Origin of the sequence: Paractinoplanes pyxinae (genome assembly GCF_026626335.1) — a bacterium.
Classification (GTDB): domain Bacteria; phylum Actinomycetota; class Actinomycetes; order Mycobacteriales; family Micromonosporaceae; genus Actinoplanes; species Actinoplanes pyxinae.
The window spans coordinates 1-21,281 of the sequence record NZ_JAPNTZ010000021.1 but is presented as its reverse complement, the minus strand read 5'-3'; the positions used below and the strand labels follow the sequence as shown (position 1 = coordinate 21,281).

Sequence of the window (21,281 nt, the reverse complement as noted above, 5' to 3'; positions counted from 1 at the left end):
GGTTCGCGCGCGGGCGCGCTCAGTGCTGTGACCGGACGATCATCGGAGGATGTGACGCTCAGGGGGCGACGAGATCACCGAGGTCGCCGGTGGGCAGGGCGATCCACCCTTCGAGGCGCGCGGCCTCCTTTTGCGCCGGGGTGGGCGCCAGGGTCTGGCCCAGGGCGGCGGCCCGCGTGGCCAGGGCGGCGATCAAAGCGTCGAAAGCGTCATGACTCGTACGACACAAAGGCTCGAAGCCGGCCAGCTCCAGCCAGGGCGCGGCGGCTGTCAACTCGTCCACAAGGGAGGCCTGGCCAGGGCGTTTGTAGCCGCGATGGGTCAGGCCCCAGCGACGCAGGGAGGCCGCGGGATAGACCTCGACCACGCGGCCGGCGCCCGAACGGTCGATCGGGAGGCCGGCGGCGGCCAGGTGGGCCAGCAGGTTGGCGCCGCGGAAGGCCACGTACGCGATGCGGTCGGCGGCCACGCTGAGCGGGTTGAGACCTGCTTCGGCCCGTACGACCAGGTCGGTGACCCGGTAGGCCAGGCCCCGCCGCCAGGCCGCGTCCGCCGCGACCGGCCGCAGATCACCCGAGCGCTGGTCCGCCACGAACTCGGCGAACAGCGACGGCCAGCCCAGCGGGCAGTCGAGCCCGGCCTTGCCGGCCGCGCCGATCGCCTCGATCAGCTCGTCGTCGCCGACGCCCAGCCGCAGGTCGCGCACGACCGCCGCTTCCCCGGTCCACTCGACCAGGGCGGTCGCCGTGCGTTCATCGGCCGAGGCGAGGTCGACTCCCAGGGTCAGCACCCCGACGACGATAGGCCAGCGCCGGCAACGCCACCGCGCCCAGCGCCAGCGGGATCAACACGGCCAGGTACCAGAGCCGGGACGAGCCGGGTGACGTCGTCTCGGCGGCTATCCAGTCGCTGATGTTGTCGGTGCGAGCGCTGTAGTCGGGGCCGGTGTGCGGGCAGCCGGGGCCGGCGCTCACCACCGCCACCAGTTCGGGGCCGCCGCCGGAGTCGCGGAAGTACGGGCCGCCCGAGTCGTGCGGACACGGGCTGGTGTCGTCCTGCGGAGCCACCCCGGACGTCTCGAGCAGGGAATCCCCCACCGCGACGATGGTGAAGCGGCCGGTCTGCAGGCGCTTGGCCGGCGTCTGGTCGGCGGTCAGCCCGAAGCCGGTCAGGCGCACGTCCTCGCCGGACGACGGCGGGTAGGTCGCCACGCGCAGCGGTGTGACGTCAGTGACCGGTGAGGCCAGCTCGGCCAGGGCGACATCGGCCGTCTTGGCCTGGCGGACGGCGACCACCTCGACCACGTGGCCGCCGCGGCCGGCGACCTTCGCGCGGCCGATCGTGGCAGTCGTGCGCTTGGCCACCGTACGGCTGACCTTGCGCCCCGCCGCGTCCCGGAAGCAATGCCCGGCGGTGACCACCCACTTCGGCGCGACCAGCGCACCCGAGCACGAGCTGTCCCGGGTGCCGCCGCCGTCGGCGGGCAGGCCGGTCATCGTGAGCAGAACCGAGAACCGGTAGGCGCCGTCGCGCGCGTTCTCCCCGTACGCGATGGCCGAGGCCGGGCTCGCGACGCCCAGCACGACGAGCGTGGCGGCCGCAGCCGCGGCGAGAGACTTGAACACGCGAACGATTTTTCGAAACGGGCCGTCGCGCCGGTGTCAGCGACGTCCTTATGACTTCTTTATCGCGGGTGTGTCAGCGTGGGGGGCGTGAGGCGACGCATCCTGCTGCTCTGTGCGGCGCTACTCGTCGCCGGGTTGCTCGTGCGCCCGGTCGCCGAGACTCTGCTGTCGGTGTGGTGGGACGTCACGCCGACCTTCTGCGGGGCCGGCCCGGACAGCACGCACGTGATCTGCCGGCAACTGTTCCGCCGGCCCAGCATCCCGATCATCCTGGCCATGACATTCGTGCTGCTGGTGCTGCTGGCGGCCTGTTACCCCGTGATCCGGTGGTGCCTGCGCCCGCTGCGCGACCTGGCGCCGGTGATCGCCAACGTCGGGCCGCAGAACCTGGGCCACCGCCTGCGCCCCGGCGACGGGCCCGACGAGCTGGCCGTCCTGGGCCGCTCGATCGACGAGATGATGGACCGGATAGCCGTCGGCTACGAGGCGCAGCGCCGATTCGCGGCCGACGCCTCGCACGAGTTGCGCACTCCGCTCGCCGTGCAGCGGACGCTGATCGAGGTCGGGCTGGCCCGCACGCTCGGCAAGGAGCAGTTGGAGCTGCTCGCGGCCCAGCTGCTCGAGACCAACGAGCGGAACGAGCGCCTGATCGAGGGCCTGCTGGTGCTCAGCGAAAGCGATCGGGGGCTTGTTTCCCGTACGCCGTTACGGCTCGACGAGATAGCCGGGTCCGTCCTCGACGCCCACCGGGCCCGGGCCGACGAGGCAGGTGTGACGATCACCAGCACCCTGAAGCCGCGCACCGTGCTCGGCGAGCAGGTGCTGCTGGAACGCCTGATCAGCAACCTCGTCCAGAACGCGATCAAGTACAACCGCCCCGGCGGCACGGTCGACGTCGAGGTCGGCGACGACCCGGCCCTGATCGTCACCAACACCGGCGACGACGTGCCCGCCGACGAGGTCACCGGCCTGTTCGAGCCGTTCCGCCGGCTCAGCGGCACCCGCATCGACCACAGCGGAGGCGCGGGCCTCGGCCTGGCCATCGCCCGCTCGATCACCCGCGCCCACGACGGCATCATCGCCGCCTCGTCGACCGGCCGCGACGGCCTGCGCGTCGAGGTCACCTTTCCCTGACGGACGCCAGAACCACCGAGGCCGCCACGGCCGCGACCGCGGCGGCCGCCCAGGCCACCCACGGCGTCCGGTCGGTGGCTCCGGGGATGCCGGTCGTCGAGGCCGCGACCAGTAGCAGCACCGCCGTGCCGAGCGCCGTCCCCAGCTGAGCGCTCGTGTTGGCCAGACCGGCCGAGGTCGCCCGCCTCTCCTCCGGGACGTCGGTGGCCAGGGACGTGGTGGCCACCGAGGCCAGTCCCAGCCCGAACCCGGCCGCGGCTACCCCGGCCCCGATGAGCACCACCGAGGCGGGTGCGATCAGCGGCACGGCCAGTCCGGCGCCGATCGCGAGCAGCCCGGCCGCGGCCACCCGCTCGGCCGGCCGCCGCACGATCAGCCGGGCCGCCACGGCCGAGCCCGGGATCACCGCCAGGCTGAGCGGCAGAAGAGTGGCGGCCGCCTCCAGCGGCGTACGCCCCAATGCGCCCTGCAGATGAAGCGTGACCAGGGTGACCACCCCGGTCGTGGCCGTATTGAAGAAGGCTCCGCCGGCGCCCCGCCGCACCTGCGGCAGCCGCAGCACACCCGAGAAGACCAGCGGCGCCGACGACCGCCGGTCGACCAGCACGAACAGCCCGGCCAGCAGGGCCGACCCGAGAAGCAGCCAGGGGGCCTCGCCGAACAGGATCGCCAGCATCACCGCCCCGGTCAGCAGCACCGAGCCGGCCAGGTTGAGCGCCCCGCCGCCGGTCTCGGTGGCCCGCGCCGGCACGAACCGGATCACGGCCGCCGCCAGCACCGCCGATACTCCCAGCAGCCCCCAGAAGACCAGCCGCCAGCTGCCCACAGCCGAGACCAGCCCGCCCACCACGAACCCGGACGCGCCCGCCGCCGCCCCGGCCGCGCTCCACGCCGCCACCGCCCGCGCCCGCTGCCGCTCGTCGGTGGCCACCGCCGTCAGCAGCCGCAGCGCCGAGGGCACCGCGATCGCCGCCGCCGCACCCTGCACGCACCGCCCGGCCGACAGCACGAAGACCGACGTGGCAGTGGCCGTGAGCAGCGAACCCGCCGCGAAGGCGACCAGGCTGCCGAGGATGCACCGCCGATGGCCGAAGCGGTCGCCCAGCCGCGCCCCGAACATGAGCAGGCCGCCGAAGAACATGGCGTAGCCGACCGCGACGATCGTGCCGTCCTCGGGCGAGGCGCCGACGTCGCTCAGCATGGCCGGCAGCGTCGTCACGACCACGGTGACCCCGAGGACGTCGACGAACTGGACGAGACACAGCGCCACCACCGGCCATCCCATGCCGGGGTCTTGCCCGGTGGCGGCCGGCAATGAACGTTTTGCCGTGAGCACGACATCACCCGTTGACGAACTAGTGATGTATCTGAAACCTTGAATGCCTGTCTACGAAAAAACTCAGCAGCACAGCGAAAAATCGTGGCAGACATCCCCGTCCCCCTGGTGGTCGCCGGGTTCCCCGCCCGGCGGCCACGTGCGCACAGAAGAGGGATCCATGAGAGGACGAAGACTCCTTACCGGCATCCTGGCGACCGCTCTGGTCACCGCCGGGATCTCGGCCACCCCCGCGAACGCGGCCGGTGGACCCAACCTCGCGCAAGGCAAGACCGCTACCGCCAGCGGCGTCAACGGCCCGTACGGCCCCGCGAACGTCACCGACGGCAACGCCTCCTCCTACTGGGAGAGCCCGAACAACGCCTTCCCGCAGTGGGTGCAGGTCGACCTGGGCAGCAGCGTGGCGATCGACCAGGTCAAGCTCAAGCTGCCGCCGCCGGCCGAGTGGGCCACCCGCACGCAGACCTTGAGCGTGCAGGGCAGCACCAACAACTCGAGCTGGAGCACGCTTTCGGCCAGCGCCGGGCGCACCTTCAACCCGGGCAGCGGCAACACCGTCACCATCGACTTCACCGCGGCCACCGTCCGCTATGTCCGCGTCAACGTCACCGCCAACACCGGCTGGCCCGCGGCGCAGCTCTCCGAGCTCGAGGTCTACGGCGTCACCGGCGGGAATCCCGATCCCGATCCCCCGACGGGCACCAACTTGGCGGCCGGCAAGCCGATGGAAGCGTCCGGCAACGTCCACAATTTCGTCGCTCCGAATGCCAACGACAACAACCTGGCCACGTACTGGGAATCGAACGGTTTCCCGGCCACGCTGACGGCCAAGCTCGGCTCCGACGCCAACGTCACCGGCGTGGTGGTCAAGCTGAACCCCGATCCCGCGTGGGGCGCACGCACCCAGAGCATCCAGGTGCTCGGCCGGGTCACCGGCGCCAGCGGCTTCACCTCGCTCAAGGCCCGCGCCGACTACGCCTTCGGGTCGGGCAACACCGTGACCATTCCGGTCACCGGGCGCGTGTCGGATCTGCAGCTGCAGTTCTTCAGCAACACGGGCGCCCCCGGCGGTCAGGTCGCCGAGCTGCAGGTGCTCGGTTCGTGGGCGCCGGCCGCCGATCTGGTCGTCACGGGCCTCAGCTGGACGCCCACCAACCCGGACGAGTCGTCGACGATCAACGTCTCGGCCACCGTACGCAACTCGGGGACGGTCGCCTCGGCCGCGACCACTGTCGACGTGCGCCTGAACGGCAACGTCATCGGCAGCGCGAACGTCGGCGCCCTGGCCGCCGGGGCCTCGGCCACGGTGAGCGTCAGCGCCGGACGGCGAGGCCAGGGCAGCTACCAGGTCTCGGCCGTGGTCGACCCGGCCAACACCGTCGCCGAGACCGACAACAGCAACAACGCCTACACCGCGCCGGCCTCGCTCGTCGTCGCCCAGGCGCCCGGCCCCGACCTGCAAATCCTGAGCGTCACCCCGAACCCGGCCAACCCGGCCGCGGGCTCGGCGGTCACCTTCGCGGTGCAGGTCAACAACCGGGGCACCAGCGCCGCCGCGGCCAGCGTGACGCGGGTCGTCGCGGGCAGCAGCACGCTCAACGCCAACACCGGAAGCATCGCGGCCGGCGCGACGGTCACCGTCAACGTCGGCACGTGGACGGCGACGAGCGGCGGGGCGACCGTCACCGCGACGGCTGACGCGACCAATGTGGTGGCCGAAACCAACGAGAACAACAACTCGCGTACGCAGTCAATCGTGGTCGGCCGAGGCGCGGCGACGCCCTACACCTCGTACGAGGCCGAAGCCGCCCGCTACAGCGGCACCCTGGTCGAGGCGGACGCCCTGCGGACGTTCGGGCACACCAACTTCGGCACCGAGTCGTCCGGCCGCAAGTCGGTCCGCCTGACCAGCACCGGCCAGTTCGTCGAGTTCACCTCGGTCAACCAGGCCAACTCGATCGTCGTGCGCAACTCGATCCCGGACGCACCGGGCGGCGGCGGGCAGAACGCGACGATCAGCCTGTACGCGAACGACCAGTTCGTGCAGAAGCTGACGCTCTCGTCGCGCAACAGCTGGCTGTACGGGACGACCGACGACACCGAATCGCTCTCGAACACCCCGTCGGGCGACGCGCGCCGGCTGTTCGACGAGTCGCACGCGCTGCTGTCCACGTCGTACCCGGCCGGCACCCGCTTCAAGTTGCAGCGGGACTCGGGCGACTCGGCGGCGTTCTACTACATCGACCTGGTCGACCTGGAGCAGGTGGCGCCGGCGCTCAGCCAGCCCGCCGGTTGCGTCTCGATCACCACGTACGGCGCGGTGCCGAACGACGGCATCGACGACACCGCCGCCATCCAGCGCGCGGTGACCGACGACGAGAACGGCGTGATCCCCTGCGTCTGGATCCCGGCCGGCCAGTGGCGGCAGGAGCAGAAGATCCTCTCGCCCGATCCGACCCGCGGGCAGTGGAACCAGAAGGGCATCCGGAACGTGGTGATCCGCGGCGCCGGCATGTGGCACACCCAGCTCTACACGAACACCGAGCCGCAGAACGTCGTGGGCAACATCAACCACCCGCACGAGGGCAACGTCGGCTTCGACATCGACGACAACACGCAGATCTCCGACCTGGCCATCTTCGGCATGACGACGAACCGGGCCAACCGCGGGCACGGCATCAACGGCCGGCTCGGCAAGAACACGAAGATCAGCAACGTGTGGATCGAGCACGTCAACGTCGGCGCCTGGGTCGGCCGCGACTACTCGGACACCCCGGCCTACTGGAACCCGGGCGACGGGCTCGAGTTCAGCGGCATGCGCATCCGGGACACGTACGCCGACGGCATCAATTTCAGCAACGGCACGCGCAATTCCCGGGTCTTCAATTCCTCCTTCCGTACGACCGGTGACGACTCACTGGCCGTATGGGCCAACCCGCGCGTGAAGGACACGTCGGCCGACGCCGCGTCGAACAACCACTTCGTCAACAACACGGTGCAGTTGCCGTGGCGGGCGAACGGCATCGCCATCTACGGCGGTTCCAACAACTCGGCCGAGAACAACCTGATCTACGACACCATGAACTACCCGGGCATCATGCTGGCCACCGACCACGACCCGCTGCCGTTCGGCGGGACGACGCTGCTCGCCAACAACGGCCTCTACCGGGCCGGCGGCGTGTTCTGGAACGAGGACCAGGAGTTCGGCGCGATCACGTTGTTCCCGTCGGGCAAGGACATCACCGGTGTGACGATCCGGGACACCGAGATCCTCGATTCCACGTACGACGGACTTCAGTTCAAGACCGGCGGCGGCAACATGCCGAATGTCGCGATTTCCAACGTACGGATCGACAAGTCCAACAACGGCGCCGGCATTCTCGCCATGAGCGGCGCCCGCGGCAACGCCAACCTCACCAACGTGACCATCACCAACTCGGCCGACGGCAACATCGTCATCCAGCCGGGCTCGCAGTTCGTCATCAACGGCGGCTGACGCCGGAAAGGTGCGGTGCCGCCCCCGGGCCGGGAGTTGGGGACGGCGCCGCACCGCCCGCGTACCCCTTGTCGGCAAGAACACTCGTGCTGTTTGTCATCGATCTGCCGGGGAACCCGCCCCGCCGTGAAAAACAACGTTCTCTCCGGGGCGCTGCTCGGGCTGGGTCTCGCCACCACCCTCGATGAGGTCGTGTTCCACCAACTGCTGCACTGGCACCACTTCTACGACAAATCGACGCCCGCCGTGGGGCTGGTCTCCGACGGCATCCTGCACGCGGCCAGCTTCTTCGCGGCCGTGGCGGCCCTCTTCCTGCTGGCGTCGCTGCGACGCCAGGGCACTTTCCAGGCCCGGCCGTGGTGGGGCGCGCTGCTCGTCGCGGCCGGGGCGTTCCAGCTGTACGACGGGACCGTGCAGCACAAGCTGATGCGGCTGCATCAGATCCGGTACGGGGTGGACCTGACCGCGTACGACTGGAGCTGGAACATCGTCGCGGTGCTGCTGATCGTGGCCGGCACGGTTCTGCTCGCCCGTTTCCGCCGCGCGGTGGTCGCTTGATCTGGGCGCTGATGGCGGCGGCCGGCGCGTACGCGATGGGGGTGGAACGCCTGCGCCGGCGCGGGGTCGACTGGCCCCCGAGCCGGTCGCTCGCCTGGTACGCGGGAGTGGCCGTGGCCGCCGCGGCCGGGCTCGGCCATCACCACGACTTCCGGGCTCACCTGTCGGCCCATCTGCTGCTCGGGATGGCCGCGCCGATCCTGCTCGTGCTGGCCCGGCCGGTGACGTTGCTCCTGCGCGCGCTGCCGGTGGGCCCGGCCCGACGGGTCGCGCACGTTCTGCGTACGCCATTTATGACCCATCCGCTGACCGCGGCCGTGCTCGACGCGGGCGGACTCTGGCTGCTGTACACAACCGACCTGTACGCGCAGGCCATGGCGCGGCCGTGGCTGCACACACTCGTTCAAGTGCACATGCTGCTCGCCGGCTACCTGCTCACGGCCGCGATCATCGGCCGCGACCCGGCGCCGCACCGCCCGGGCCCGCTCACCCGCGGTCTGGTGTTCCTGGCCTTCGTGGCCGCCCACGGCATCCTCGCGAAATACCTGTACGGACATCCGCCGCCCGGCGCGAACCCCGGCGACGCCCAGATCATGTACTACGGCGGCGATCTGCTGCACCTGGTCGTGATCGTGCTGTTCTTCCGGCGCGTTTCCGCCGTCGCGGGCGGGGAACCCGGGCGCCATGCATCCCGATACCCCGACCCAGCCGTTGCCGATCGCCCGGGTCAACGTTGGCATGTCCGTGGCCGACTCGGCCGGTGAGGAAGTAGGAAAGGTGGCCGACGTGCAGATGCCGGACACCGGCGTACGACCGGAAGTGGCCGACGGCGTGGCCGAGCGCCTCATGGCCGCCGGCTACCTGCGGATCGACAGCGCCGGACTGTTCTCGGGCGGCGTCTACGCCACGGGCGACCAGATCGCCGGATCCGTCGAGGGCGCCCCGGCCACCGTCACCCTGAACGTGCCGCGTTCGGAACTCTTCAGCACGGGAGACTGACCCGCGGGCCGCCATGACATATCGTGCCTGAGTGGTTGCATTCCGTCACTCTGGAGGCACGATGGCCCGCCGCTGGCACCTCGCCGTCCTCGGTTCCCTGGCCGCCTTCGCGCTGGCCTGCGAGGCCGGCGCCGGGGCCGGCGGCACCGGCGGCGGGGGTGGCTCCACGCCGGCGAAGGGCTATCCGTCCTCGATGGCCGCGCTCGGCGACTCCATCACCGCCGGCTTCGGCAGCTGCGGCTCGTTCCTGGCCTGCGGACGCAACTCGTGGTCGACCGGCACGGCCGAGGCCGTCGACAGCCACTACCGCCGCATCCTGGCCAAGAACCCGAAGATCAAAGGCAAGGCCCGCAACTTCGCCGAGCCCGGGGCCGAGGCCCGCTCGCTGCCCAGCCAGGTCGTCCAGGCTGTCGACATGAAGGCCCAGTACGTCACGATCCTCATCGGAGCCAACGACGCCTGCGCCCCCAGCCCCGCCGGCATGACCCCGGTGGCCACCTTCCGCCGCGACGTCGACCGGGCGTTGACCCGCCTCAAGAAGGGCCTGCCCAAGGCGGACGTGCTGGTCGCCGGCATCCCCGACCTCTACCGCCTGTGGCAGCTGGGCCGCAAGGACGACCGAGCCGTCCGAGCCTGGCAACGCTTCAACACGTGCCGCTCGATGCTGGCCGCCCCCCGCTCCACCACCGACCCCGACGACGCCCGGCGCCGCCAGGTGCAGGCCAGGATCAACGACTACAACGACGAGCTACGCCAGGCCTGCGACAAATACGGAAGCCGGTGCCGCTGGGACAACGACTCGCACGAGACCAGCTTCAACCTCGACCTCGTCAACCAGGTCGACTACTTCCACCCCAACCAGAAGGGCCAGGCCCAACTCTCCGACGCCACCTACACAGCCTTCGGCTAGCGAGGCCATAGCGGCCGCGGTTGATCCTGGGCCGAGGCTCGCACCTCGGCGTCCCGTCGCCGGGCCGTCCGGGTCTTGGTTCGGATGATCTCGCGGCGAACGGCCGCTCGGGTGTAGGCGTACGGCGCCTCGATCTCCGTCCAGTGGCACAGAGCCGTGCGCATAGCATCCTGCACCACGTCCTCGGCGTCGGCCGTGGACGACGCCCCGATCCGGATCGCGAACCAGGTCAACGACGTGAAGTCGTCCAGGTAGTAGTCGTCGAACGTGGCCGGCTTACCGGCGGCGAACCAGCACAACGATCATCACGACGGCCACCCGCGCGGTCACCGCGAGCGAACCGGAGATCAGATAGGTGCTGGCAGCGCGGCCCCGATGACGTTGACGACCTTCTTGACTTCGCGGCCACGGTTGATTTCGCTGTTCACTGTTCAGCTCCTTTCACCAGCGGGCGGCCTCACCCAAGGAGTGCGAAGCGGCCGCGCCAACGTGCACGGCGCGGCAGGGGAACGCGGAGGCTAGGTCGACGGCTCGAAGGCGTCGCCGGTGACGTCGGCGGCCAGTTCGGTGAAGTCGGTGCCGTAGGCGTGGGGCTCGACGATGCGCAGGACCAGGGCGAAGGGGCGGTCGGCGCCGTAGGTGCGGGCCAGCTCGGCGTGGCGTGCGGCCAGGTAGCGGGCGCCGGCCAGGTTGCTGCCGGCGCTCAGGCCGCCCGATGAAGAAGACCGGGCGGCCGCCGGCCGGGCCCCAGAAGCGGGCCAGCAGGACGTAGCTGGCTTGCGGACTCAGCTCGTACTGGTGGCCGCCGACGGTGAAGGACATCCGTCGCTTCTCGTCGTCGAACACCTCGTACGTCACGCCGCGCAGGATGGTGCGTACGTGGGTGGCGCTGCGCGGGCTGGCGCCGCCGGGACCGCCCACGCAGAACTCGGTGAGGCGGCCTATCTCGCCGGTCGGCTGGTTCTCGCCGACCCGGTCGGCGTGGGCGCCGCACCCGCGGGCGATGGTCGCCAATTCCACCAGCGCGGCCACGTCGCGGCGGTGGACGCTGAACTCGCGCGGCGACGACGCGTGCCGGGACACCACCAGCAGGCAACTCGCCCCGGCGCTGAGTCCGAAGAAGGCGCGTTCCCGGCTCAGCTTGCGCCGGCGCAGCCCGAACCCCGCCACCCAGACCGCCGTCCCGGCGATGACGCTGGCCAGCAGATTGATCAGAAGGTCACCCACACGTCGATGATGGCCGATCAACGACGGCGCGGCGGGGCGGCCCAGACGAAGCGGGGAGCGGCGGCGGCCGGCAAGGCCAGCGCGCGGTAGGTCGGGTCGACCGGGCGGCCCCTATCCGGCGGCCGCCAGATCGGGGGCGGCCCCCACCAGATGATCCGCTCGCCGGTCGGCTGGGGCAGCACCGGCAGGGGTGGCGCGGCCAGCGCGTGGCGTGGGGCCTGCGCGGGCAGGGCGGCCGGGCCGGCGGGAGCCGGGTCTTCGACGTGGGTGGCATGGGTAGCGGGGGCGGTGGCCAGCACAACGGCTGCGCCAACGGTCAGGAGGCAGGCGATGCCGGCGGGCAGCAGCCAGCCCTCGCGGACGGTGTCGCCCAGGAAGACCACGGCCACGATGGACGGGGCCATCACCTCGGCCGTCCAGTGGATGGCGGTGACCGGGCCGACGTCGCCGTGTTGCAAAGCGTGGGCGTAGAGGGTCATGCCGGTGCCGGCGAAGACCAGCAGGGCCGCGGTCAGCGGCTCGGTGACGATGGCCAGGGCCACGTCGCCCGCGCCGACGCCCTCGGGGACCGGGAGGGAGCGGCCGACCAGGGCCGCGCCGCCCAGGGAGAGGCCGGCGCAGGCCGCGATGACGCCGCCGGGGGCGTTGACCTTGGCCGCGCCATAGCCGACCAGGACCATCGCGGCGGCCGCGCCGCACAGGGCGAAGCGCAGTTCGTTGGTGGTGTGCACCGCGTGTTGCGGGCCGGCAGAGAAGGCCAGCGACGTCAGCGAGATGATCGTGACGGCCACGGCCACCATGTCGCGCCGGCGCAGGCGGGAGCCGAGGACGATGCGGGCGCCCAGAACGGTGAAGGCGAGGGAGCCGGCCAGCACCGACTCGACCACGTAGACGGCCAGGGTCTGCAGCGCGATCATCGCGCCGACCCAGGCCAGGATGTCGAAGAAGATGCCGGCCAGGTAGAGCGGGTGGGCCATGGTCTGCGCGGTGCCAACGCTGCGGCGGGCGCCCACGCCCTGCAGGATCGACGCGGTGGCGTAGCAGAGCGACCCGACACTGACGATCGCCAGTGCGACCCACCCGGCGCCGGTCATGACCGGGGCCCGAGGTCGTGACGCTGAGTAGATCGAGCAATCACGATCTGAGCATAGGCGTCGGGCGGGGGTTCTAGATAGGGGCGGTGGCGAGAACCTGTCCCGCGTACGTCTCGACCTGGACCGCCGTCACCTCGGCCGGCGCCACGAGCGCGCTGCCGTCCACCGTGGTGCCGGACGCGCCGACCAGCCAGCTTCCGGCGAATTCGCGGGAGCCGTCGCGCGCGACCACGAACAGGCGGCATTGGGAACCGGCCGGCACGCCGTCGACCGTGGCCTTCAATCGCACCCAACCCGCGGCCGGTGTGATCGTGACCTGCATCGACGTGCCGGTGCCACGGTCGATTGCGGAGATCGTGCGAGGCGCGGCCACGACTGCCGCGGGCGGCTGGACCGAACCGGGCGAACCCGAGCCGGACCGCCCGATGAACAGGCCGCCGGCCACCGCCACCAGGACGGCTGCGGCGGCAGCCAGGGTCCACACGGCCCGCCGGCGCCGATCGTGGCTGCGGCCCTCATCGCGTACCTGGGAAAGGGTTTTCTGCAACAGCAGATCGGCGTCGGGTGGCGGCCCCTCGAGGAAGGCCTCGGGCGGGATCTCGCCCAGCCTCTCCTCGATCCGGCGCAGGTCACCGACCTCGTCGCGGCACCGCGGGCAGTCCTCGACGTGGGCGTGCACGGCGGCCCACTCGTCGTCGTCGAGAACCCCCAGCGCGTACGCCCCGAGCTGCTCGGTCTGGTGCCCGCTCATCCGGCTGCCTCCATCGTGACGTCGGCCGCCAGCGCCTCCCGCAGCCGGCGCAGAGCCTGATAGCTGCGGGACTTCACCGTCTCGGCCGGAAGACCGAGCGACGCTGCCGCCTCTTTGACGTCACGCCCGTGGAAGTACAACTGGTTCAGCACCTCGCGTTCCTCGGGCGCAAGAGTCCCGATCGCGCCGAGCATGGGCAGCGGGTCGGCCGGCGCTCCGGCGACGCTTCGCAGAAGACCGAAAAGATGGGCGCGTACGGCTCCCCGCTCCTCGCTGAGGGCGGCGGGCTCGGTCCAGGCGCGCCGCAACGTCTCGCGCACGATGCCCTCGGCCGCCGCCCGATCGCCGCTCAGTCTGGTCGCGTACGCGAGAAGGGCAGCGCCGTGCTCGGCGTACAGCCGCCGCACCAGCACTTCGCCGGCGGTGCGGTCGCGTCGGCTCACTCCCCCACCCGCAGGACGGAGAGAGTGTTGTCGCCGCCGTTGGAGACGTAGGCCAGCCGGCCGTCGGGCGACACCCCGATCGTGCGAGGGCTCTGGCCGACCTTGACGGTCGAGGTCACTGCGCCCGTACGCCCGTTGAGCACCGTGATCGTGCCGTCGCCCTCGTTCACCGTGTAGCCGTAGCGGCTGTCGGCCGAGAACGCCACGCTCTGCGGGTCGCGGCCCACCTTGAACGGCCCGGTGCGTTTCAGGGTGACCGTGTCGATCAGGTTGGCCGCGTCGGCCTCGTAGCCGGCCACCAGCGCCATCCGCCCGTCCGGCGAGACGGCGATGCTGTGCGGCGCCTTGGAAACCGGAATGCTTTGCAGTACGCCGTTGGTCCGCATGTCGATCACGGTGACCGCGTTCGACTCGTGGTTGGCCGTGAAGGCGCGCATCTGGTCGCTCGAGAAGCCCACGGCGTGCGGGTTGGGCTTGACCGGCAGCTCGCCGACCATGCGCAACGTGCCCGAGCTGAAGATCTCGAGCCGGCCGTCGCTGTGGATCGGCACCCACAGCTTGTTGTCGGGCGCCACGGCCAGTGTGTACGGCATGTGGCCGGTGTCGAGGTAGCGGAGCACCTTGCGACTGCGGCTGTCGACCACCGCGACGCCGCTGCCGGTGTGCTTGTCGTCCTCGTACATCGAGGCGAAGACCGTGTTGCCGTCGCGCGATACGGCGACGAAGCGCGGCGTGTTGCGCAGCGCCACCGGGGTCACCTTGCGGCTGGCCGTGTCGACCACGGACAGGATGCGGCTGTTCTGGTTGGCCACGTAGACCGTGCGGCCGTCGGGCGAGACGGCGACACCCTCGGGTTCGGCGCCGACCGGGATGGTGGCGATCACCTTGGGCCTGGCCACCCCGCGCACGCGCTGGGCGAGCGGCACCCGGGTGACCTCGGGCTCGGGCTGGGCCGGATCGGCCGACCCGAGGGCCGTGTCGGGCTGCAGCTGACTGCCCTGGGCGGTGGCCGGTGGCGCCTCGGACCGGTCGTCGTTGAGCAGGGCCATCGCGACGCCGGCCCCGCCCAGCACGACCAGCGTGGTCAGGATGGCGACCAGCACCGTGGTGCCGACCTGGCGGCGGCCCGACGAGGGCGGCGCGGGCAGCACGGTGACGCGGGCCGGGCCGTAGCCGTTAGCCACCATGCCACCGTCGTACGTGCGCAGGCCCTCCGGTTCGGCCCCGCGCGAGGTGCCGTAGGCCGCGGCGACCGGGGCGGCCGGGGCGAAGGGCGCCGCCGCGTTGCCGACCTGGCCCGTGACGCGGACGTCGGCCCAGCCGGCCGGCCCGCGCACGGTGACCGACCCGTCGAGCCAGTCGGAGCGCGGCAGCCACATGATGCGCAGCGTGCGGTCGCTCAGCATGGCCCGCAGACCGGGGCCGCTGACCGTGACCGTGGCCCCGGCGAGGGCCAGCGGCGGGCCGTCGACGCGCACGTCGGCCACCAGGCGCTGGGTCTCGGCGGCGACCGTGCCGAAGTCGACCCGTTCGGGCTCGAGGCGCACGGCGGTGCGTTCCAGCGCGGCGGCCGCCGCGGCCGAGACGCTGCGGCTGTCGTCCTCCATCATCTGCTGGAGGGCATGGCGGGCGGCAGCGGCCAGGGCGAGGTCGGCGCCCCAGGCCAGCCGGGCGAGCTCGTCGACGCCGGTCAGACGAGACTCCCGGATCGGACTGCCGATCTCGGTCAGCACACTCTGCGGTAGCCCAGTTTCACTCATAGTGTCACCGCGATCATCTTGCAGTGACGAAGGCCCACTTAGGAAGGTGTAGCAGCCGAAGTTGGCACGCTCAGCGGTTCATCAGCCAGATCGAGAGGTTGAGCGCGCTGGCGAAGGTCACCCAGGCCCAGTACGGCAGGAGGAGCACCGCCGCCGTCCGGTGCACCCGCCAGAAGCTGACGACCGTGGCCCCGATCAGCAGCCACATCAGCACGATCTCGGCGAAGGCCAGCCCGTACTGCCCGGCCCCGAAGAACAGCGGCGTCCAGATCGCGTTGAGCACCAGCTGGGCCGACCACAGCCAGATCGGCCGGGTGAACCCGACGCGCTGCCAGACCAGCCACCCGGACACCGCGATCATCACGTACAGCACGGTCCAGACCGGCCCGAACAGCCAGGACGGCGGCGCGAAGGCCGGCTGCTCCAGGCTGTTGTACTCGTTGCTGGTGCCGCTCACCCCGAGCCCGCCGATCGCGGCCGCCACGAAGACGGCCAGACCGAACCCGGCCAGCGCGAGCCAGCGGTGGCGGTGCGGGGAGCGCAGGTGAAGGGCGGCTTGGGTCATACCGTGGCAATGCCCACCATCTGCGATTCCATGCCTGAAGGATTGATGACCTCGCTCTGGGGCGGCTTTGAGAAAACGCTCCTACAGTCGATGAATGGAGATGGAGGTGCTCCGGTCCGCGGGCCCGGAGCAGGCACCACCCGAAGCTCCGGCGCCTTGGTACAAACGGTCCGATCTGCGCCGGAAACTACTGATCGGCGCCGTGGCGCTGTGGGCCGTGGCGATCACGGCCGTGGTGCTGCTGCGCGACAGCGGTGATCCGGAGGCTCCGGCTCGCGCTCTGCCTTCGGCCTCACCCTCCGCCTCCGACGCCCCTCTCACCGTGCCCGAGGTCTACCAGGCCCTGCGCCCGTCGGTCGTGCTGATCAAGGCGACCGGCAGCGGGGCCGGGGCCGACACGGGAACCGGAGTGATAGCCAACGCCGACGGCACGATCCTGACCGCCTTCCACGTCGTCGAGGGGGCCAAGGCCATCACCATCGCCTACGCCGACGGCACCGAGTCCCCGGCCGAGCTCGTCACCTCCAGCGCCGCGCAAGACATCGCCACTCTCAAGCCCGCCAAGCTGCCCGAGACGCTGGTCCCGGCCGTGCTCGGCGGCGGCGCCGCGATCGGCGACGACGTGGTGGCCATCGGCAACCCGCTCGGGCTCACCGCCACCACCACCAGCGGCGTCGTCTCCGGCCTGGACCGCACGCTCAGCCGCGACCGGGGCGGCGACATCGCCGGGCTGATCCAGTTCGACGCGGCGGTCAACCCCGGCAGCTCGGGCGGCCCCCTGATCAACGACCGGGGCCAGGTGATCGGCGTCGTGGTCGCCCTGGCCAACCCGACCGACGCCGGCACCTTCATCGGCATCGGCTTCGCCGTCCCGATCGGCGCCGCGCTCGGCGCCGGCGAGGGCGACGGCCAGAACCCACCGCTGTGAATCCCTCGGACCACCAGAAGGACGGACGCATGAACATGCCGGCCCGCGGCGCCTACAACTGGAACGACGCCCCGCCGGCCTCGGCCGGACCGATCGAGAAGGTGCTCTACGAGGTCAAGAAGACCATCGTCGGGCAGGACGTCCTGCTCGAACGGCTGCTCGTGGCCCTGCTCTCGCGCGGGCACATCCTGGTCGAGGGCGTGCCCGGGCTGGCCAAGACGCTGGCCGTGAAGTCGCTGGCCGAGGCGATCGGCGGCGACTTCCACCGGGTGCAGTTCACGCCCGACCTGGTGCCGGCCGACATCGTCGGCACCCGCGTCTACCACCAGCCCACCGGCGAGTTCCAGGTGCAGCTGGGCCCGGTCTTCACCAACCTGCTGCTGGCCGACGAGATCAACCGCGCCCCGGCCAAGGTGCAGTCGGCGCTGCTCGAGGTGATGCAGGAACGCCAGGTCACCATCGGCCGCGAGACCCACCAGGTGCCCAATCCGTTCCTGGTCATGGCCACTCAGAACCCGATCGAGACCGAGGGCACCTATCCCCTGCCCGAGGCCCAGGTCGACCGGTTCATGATGAAAGTGCTGGTCGGCTACCCCAGCGTCACCGAGGAGTTCGTCGTCGTCGAGCGGGCGCTCACCCCGGCCGCGGTCATCCAGAAGATCATCGACCCCGCGACGCTGGTCGGGCTGCAGCAGCAGGCCGATCAGGTCTACGTCGACCCGTCTTTGATCGAGTTCGCCGTGCAGCTCGCCCACGCCACGCGCGACCCCGCCCGCATCGGTTTGAACGACATTTCCCGGTACGTGACCTTCGGCGCCAGCCCGCGCTCGTCGATCAGCCTGGTGCTGGCGGCCCGGGCACTCGCCTTCATCCGTGGTCGCGAATACGTCGTACCGGAAGATCTGACCGACCTGGCCCTGGACGTGATGCGGCATCGGCTGGTGCTCTCGTACGAGGCCCTGTCGGACGACGTGACGGCGGACGTCATCCTGCAGAAGGTGCTCGCGAACGTGTCGATCCCGGAGCCGGCCGGCCGGGGACGCTGATCATGACCTCGGCTCCCGACCGGTTGCTCCGGCGCCTCGAGTGGCGGCTCGGGCGGCGCCTCGACGGGCGGCTGCAGGGCAACTACCGCACGGTGTGGCACGGCGCCGGCATCGACTTCACCGACCTGCGGCTCTACGCGGCCGAGGACGACGTCCGCCACATCGACTGGAACGTCACAGCCCGCCTGGACGAGCCGTACGTGCGGCAGTACACCGAGGATCGCGAGCTGACGGCCTGGCTGGTGATCGATCGCTCGGCGTCCATGCGCTTCGGCCAGGGCGCCGGCAAGGAGTCCACCGCGACCGAACTCGCCGTCAGCATCGCCCGCCTGGTCTCCCGCGGCGGCAACCGGGTCGGCGCGATCCTCTACGACAACGCCGGCCACCAGGTGATCCCGCCCCGCGGCGGTCGCGACCAGGTGCTGCGGATCACCCGCGAGCTGCTGCGCCCGGCCCCCAAGGGCAAACCGGGCAAGACCACCGACCTGGAAGCCATGCTGCGGCTGGCCGCCACCACCACCTCGCGCCGGCGCAGCCTCGTCTTCGTCATGAGCGACTTCATCGGCGACCCCGGCTGGGACAGGCCCCTGGCCCGGCTCACCCACCGCCACGAGGTAGTGGTGATCCGGGTCGTCGACCCGGCCGAGGTGGAACTGCCCGACGTCGGCGTCATCCTGGTCGAGGACGCCGAGACCGGCGAGCAACTGCTGGTCGACACCAGCGACCCGCTGCTGCGCGGCCGGCTCGCCGAGCAGGCCGGCGCCCGCGAGACGGAACTGGCCGAGGGCATGCGCCGGGCCGGGGTGAGCGCTCAGCGCATCACCACCGATCAAGACCTGCTGGCGGCCCTGATCGACCTGGTGCAGCGCTCGGGGCGGGGGCGCCGGTGAGCTTCCTCTATCCGGTTCTGCTGGCGGTCGCGCTGCTCGTCACGGCCGCGGCCGTGTACGCGTATGTGCACCTGCAGAGAAGGCGTACGGCGGCGTTGCGCAAGGCCGGCTTCACACCGACGGGCCGGGTGCGCCGTCATCTTCCGTACGCGCTAATTCTTTTGGCCTTGCCCGTTCTGCTTGTCGGCTTGGCGCGGCCGCAGGCGGAAGTGACCGTGCCCCGCGTCTCCGGCACGGTGCTGCTCGCCTTCGACGTGTCGAACAGCATGAAGGCGGGCGACGTGCAGCCCACCCGGCTCGCCGCCGCCCAGGCCGCGGCCAAAGAGTTCGTCGACGACCAGCCCAGCACGGTCGACGTCGGCGTGCTCGTCTTCGGCGACCAGGCGCTGCTCACCCAGGCCCCGTCCGACGACCACCAGGCCGCGCTGTCCGCCATCAGCCGTCTCGCGGCCGGCGGCGGCACCTCGCTCGGCCAGGCCATCCTCGTCGCCGTCGGCACGATCACCGGCAAGCCGATCACCCTGCCCGAGGAGGGCGCGCCGCCACCCGACCTGGGCTACTGGCCGTCGGCCACGATCGTCGTCTTCTCCGACGGCCAGGAAACCGGAGGCCCCGACGTGGTGGCCGCGGCCGAACTGGCAGCGGCGGCCGGCATCCGCATCCAAACCGTCGGCGTCGGAACCGAACGAGGCGCGACGGTCGAGGTGGACGGCTTCCAACTGGGCACGGCGCTGGACCCGGCCCTGCTGACCACGGTCGCGCAGACGACCGGTGGCGCCTACCTGCCGGCCGGCGACGCCGCCACGCTCAACGACACCACCAAGGGCATCGACCTGCGGCTCACCGCGAAGAAGGAACCCCTGGAACTGACCGCGCCGTTCGCCGGCGCCGCCCTGCTGCTGCTCATGCTGGGCGCCGTCCTCGGCTCCCGCTGGCACGGAAGGATCATCTGATGTCGTTCAGCTGGCCGTGGGCCCTGACCGCATTGCTGGCGGTGCCGCTGCTGCTGGCCCTCCGCTGGTGGTTCAACCGCAGGCGGAAGCGCTCGGCGGTCACGGTCTCGAGCGTCGCCCTGATCCGGGCCGCGCTCCCTGGCCGTACGTCGTGGAAGCGCCGCATCCCGGCCGCCCTGTTCGTCCTGGCGCTGCTCGCCCTGGGCGGCGCACTGGCCCGCCCTCAAGCATCGGTCTCAGTTCCGTCCAACAGCACATCGGTGCTGCTGGCCATCGATGTGTCAGGTTCGATGTGCTCCACCGACATCGAACCCAACCGCTTCACGGTGGCAACCGAGGCGGCCAAACAATTCATCCAGAAACAAGAAGACGGAACAAGAATCGGCCTGGTCGCCTTCTCCGGCATAGCCGGCCTGCTGGTAGCCCCCACAACCGACAAAGACGCGCTGCTGGACGCCATAGGAACACTACGAACGGCCCGCGGCACAGCAATCGGCCAAGCCATCCTGACCTCGATCGACGCCATCGCCGAAAGCAACCCCAGGGTCGCCAAAACCGGCGTCGAACTCGACACCCCAAGCCAGCTGGGCGACTACGAACCCGACACCATCGTGGTGCTCACCGACGGCTCCAACACCACCGGAGTAGACCCGGTGACAGCAGCGGAACAGGCAGCCGCCCGAAGGGTGAGGGTCTACACGATCGGCTTCGGAACAACAGAACCAGCCCCCATGGTCTGCACAGCCGACCAGATAGGCGGCGATTCGCCCTTCGGGGGTGGCCGAGGCTGGGGTGGAGGCCGAGGTGGCCGGAACATGGAGATCGACGAGCAAGCGTTGACGCAGGTGGCCGATACGACGGGGGCCAAGTATTTCCGGGCCGAGGACGCGGATCAGCTCGTTGATGTGCTGACTGATTTGCCTCGTGAGTTCACTCTGCGCAAGCAGGAAGTTGAGATCACCTTCTGGTTTGTTCTGGCTGCATCCGTGCTCGTTGTGGGGGGCGTGTTCTTGTCGCTCTGGTGGAGTCGGGTTCCTGGGCGTAAGTGAGAGATTGGTTGCGGTGGGACGGACGGGCCCGAGGGTGACCACGCTGGGCTGAAAGGCGATACGCCCTGCGTGGTCACCCTCGGGCCCGTCCTTGCATGGTTTCAACTCGCTCTAGCGTTGTGGTCAGTGCTTCTCTCACTGCATGGCTGAGCTGGGGAAACCCGTGCGGCTGGGTGGTCTGGCTGCCGCGCTGTGGACGAAGCTGGGCGTCCTTCTCACCCGGGCGGGCCTTTGTGGTGGGTTTCGCGTTCGCACCGTGCCGGTTGCGCTTCTGGGTGGGAAAAGCCAGGTGCTTGGTTGAGGTGGGTGGGCTACCTCGGGGGGTGGGAGACAGAGGTGGAGGGGGTGGCAGCCGTGGCTATACCTCAGCAGATTGTGGGTGGCAGAGCCTGTGGAGGTAGCCGCCACCTGTGGAAGTAGCAGAGCCGGTGGGGGTGGCGACCGTGGGTTTTCCTCAGGGTTGGGCCTAGCTTGGTTGGTCTCCCCGGGGCGGCTGTCGTAGCTCATCGTGAGATGG

21 protein-coding genes are annotated in these 21,281 nt (G+C 70.7%); 11 read left to right on the top strand and 10 right to left on the bottom strand.

Translation table 11 applies throughout. The features are described 5' to 3' along the window. Positions 1–58 precede the first annotated feature (58 nt). Together OWR29_RS41900 and OWR29_RS41895 are read right to left on the bottom strand one after the other, a co-directional pair. Positions 59–790, bottom strand: a complete 732-nt coding sequence (locus OWR29_RS41900) for a DUF429 domain-containing protein (protein ID WP_267569173.1) — start codon at positions 788–790, stop codon at positions 59–61. Next, entirely contained in the window at positions 753–1,625 is an 873-nt protein-coding gene (locus OWR29_RS41895) for a S1 family peptidase (RefSeq protein ID WP_267569172.1), read from the bottom strand. Before OWR29_RS41895 ends, OWR29_RS41900 begins: the two co-directional genes overlap by 38 nt. Positions 1,626–1,712: 87 nt before the next feature. Here OWR29_RS41895 and OWR29_RS41890 point away from each other — a divergent pair, with 87 nt between their 5' ends. Next, positions 1,713–2,759: a sensor histidine kinase gene (locus OWR29_RS41890; RefSeq protein WP_267569171.1), complete on the top strand. Its 1,047-nt coding sequence runs from the start codon at positions 1,713–1,715 to the stop codon at positions 2,757–2,759. Here OWR29_RS41890 and OWR29_RS41885 read toward each other — a convergent pair. Next, positions 2,746–4,095, bottom strand: coding sequence for an MFS transporter (locus OWR29_RS41885; RefSeq protein ID WP_267569170.1), 1,350 nt, complete (start codon positions 4,093–4,095; stop codon positions 2,746–2,748). The genes OWR29_RS41890 and OWR29_RS41885 overlap by 14 nt on opposite strands. Positions 4,096–4,255: 160 nt before the next feature. Here OWR29_RS41885 and OWR29_RS41880 point away from each other — a divergent pair, with 160 nt between their 5' ends. The 5 genes from OWR29_RS41880 (at position 4,256) to OWR29_RS41860 (ending at position 10,058) form a co-directional block, all read left to right on the top strand. Beyond that, a complete protein-coding gene (locus OWR29_RS41880) occupies positions 4,256–7,591 on the top strand; it encodes a CARDB domain-containing protein (protein ID WP_267569169.1) in 3,336 nt (1,111 codons plus the stop codon). 126 nt (positions 7,592–7,717) lie between these two features. After that, complete coding sequence (locus OWR29_RS41875; RefSeq protein WP_267569168.1) at positions 7,718–8,149, top strand: DUF2243 domain-containing protein; 432 nt, start codon at positions 7,718–7,720, stop codon at positions 8,147–8,149. After that, positions 8,146–8,913 (top strand): cytochrome c oxidase assembly protein, encoded by a 768-nt coding sequence (locus OWR29_RS41870; RefSeq protein WP_267569167.1) that lies wholly within the window; start codon positions 8,146–8,148, stop codon positions 8,911–8,913. The genes OWR29_RS41875 and OWR29_RS41870 overlap by 4 nt, the downstream gene beginning before the upstream one ends. Next, complete coding sequence (locus tag OWR29_RS41865) at positions 8,888–9,148, top strand: hypothetical protein (RefSeq protein ID WP_267569166.1); 261 nt, start codon at positions 8,888–8,890, stop codon at positions 9,146–9,148. Before OWR29_RS41870 ends, OWR29_RS41865 begins: the two co-directional genes overlap by 26 nt. A 61-nt stretch (positions 9,149–9,209) precedes the next feature. Next, a complete protein-coding gene (locus OWR29_RS41860) occupies positions 9,210–10,058 on the top strand; it encodes a GDSL-type esterase/lipase family protein (RefSeq protein ID WP_267569354.1) in 849 nt (282 codons plus the stop codon). Here OWR29_RS41860 and OWR29_RS41855 read toward each other — a convergent pair. From OWR29_RS41855 to OWR29_RS41825, 7 genes are all read right to left on the bottom strand, one after another. Next, the gene (locus OWR29_RS41855) at positions 10,055–10,357 is read right to left on the bottom strand and encodes an RNA polymerase sigma factor (protein ID WP_267569165.1); all 303 of its coding nucleotides are present in this window, start codon (positions 10,355–10,357) and stop codon (positions 10,055–10,057) included. The genes OWR29_RS41860 and OWR29_RS41855 overlap by 4 nt on opposite strands. 142 nt (positions 10,358–10,499) lie before the next feature. Beyond that, complete coding sequence (locus tag OWR29_RS41850; RefSeq protein ID WP_267569164.1) at positions 10,500–11,285, bottom strand: hypothetical protein; 786 nt, start codon at positions 11,283–11,285, stop codon at positions 10,500–10,502. 17 nt (positions 11,286–11,302) lie between these two features. Beyond that, the gene (locus OWR29_RS41845; protein ID WP_267569163.1) at positions 11,303–12,379 is read right to left on the bottom strand and encodes a DMT family transporter; all 1,077 of its coding nucleotides are present in this window, start codon (positions 12,377–12,379) and stop codon (positions 11,303–11,305) included. Between the two features lie 73 nt (positions 12,380–12,452). Further along, positions 12,453–13,130: an anti-sigma factor family protein gene (locus tag OWR29_RS41840; RefSeq protein ID WP_267569162.1), complete on the bottom strand. Its 678-nt coding sequence runs from the start codon at positions 13,128–13,130 to the stop codon at positions 12,453–12,455. After that, positions 13,127–13,573 (bottom strand): sigma factor-like helix-turn-helix DNA-binding protein, encoded by a 447-nt coding sequence (locus OWR29_RS41835; RefSeq protein ID WP_438872721.1) that lies wholly within the window; start codon positions 13,571–13,573, stop codon positions 13,127–13,129. Before OWR29_RS41835 ends, OWR29_RS41840 begins: the two co-directional genes overlap by 4 nt. Continuing rightward, positions 13,570–15,333, bottom strand: a complete 1,764-nt coding sequence (locus tag OWR29_RS41830; protein WP_267569161.1) for a YncE family protein — start codon at positions 15,331–15,333, stop codon at positions 13,570–13,572. Before OWR29_RS41830 ends, OWR29_RS41835 begins: the two co-directional genes overlap by 4 nt. A 70-nt stretch (positions 15,334–15,403) precedes the next feature. Then, positions 15,404–15,898 (bottom strand): TspO/MBR family protein, encoded by a 495-nt coding sequence (locus tag OWR29_RS41825; RefSeq protein ID WP_267569160.1) that lies wholly within the window; start codon positions 15,896–15,898, stop codon positions 15,404–15,406. A gap of 94 nt (positions 15,899–15,992) precedes the next feature. Between OWR29_RS41825 and OWR29_RS41820 the strand changes: the two genes are divergently transcribed. Genes OWR29_RS41820 through OWR29_RS41800 form a run of 5 tightly spaced genes read left to right on the top strand, consistent with a single transcriptional unit; the run spans position 15,993 to position 20,764 of the window. Further along, complete coding sequence (locus tag OWR29_RS41820; RefSeq protein ID WP_267569159.1) at positions 15,993–16,826, top strand: S1C family serine protease; 834 nt, start codon at positions 15,993–15,995, stop codon at positions 16,824–16,826. Positions 16,827–16,861: 35 nt separating this feature from the next. After that, positions 16,862–17,872 carry an AAA family ATPase gene (locus tag OWR29_RS41815; protein ID WP_267569352.1) on the top strand — a complete coding sequence of 337 codons (1,011 nt, stop codon included), beginning with the start codon at positions 16,862–16,864 and terminating at the stop codon, positions 17,870–17,872. A gap of 2 nt (positions 17,873–17,874) precedes the next feature. Further along, the gene (locus OWR29_RS41810) at positions 17,875–18,762 is read left to right on the top strand and encodes a DUF58 domain-containing protein (protein ID WP_267569158.1); all 888 of its coding nucleotides are present in this window, start codon (positions 17,875–17,877) and stop codon (positions 18,760–18,762) included. Further along, a complete protein-coding gene (locus OWR29_RS41805; RefSeq protein WP_267569157.1) occupies positions 18,759–19,715 on the top strand; it encodes a vWA domain-containing protein in 957 nt (318 codons plus the stop codon). Before OWR29_RS41810 ends, OWR29_RS41805 begins: the two co-directional genes overlap by 4 nt. After that, a complete protein-coding gene (locus OWR29_RS41800; RefSeq protein WP_267569156.1) occupies positions 19,715–20,764 on the top strand; it encodes a vWA domain-containing protein in 1,050 nt (349 codons plus the stop codon). The genes OWR29_RS41805 and OWR29_RS41800 overlap by 1 nt, the downstream gene beginning before the upstream one ends. The last annotated feature ends 517 nt before the right edge of the window (positions 20,765–21,281 follow it).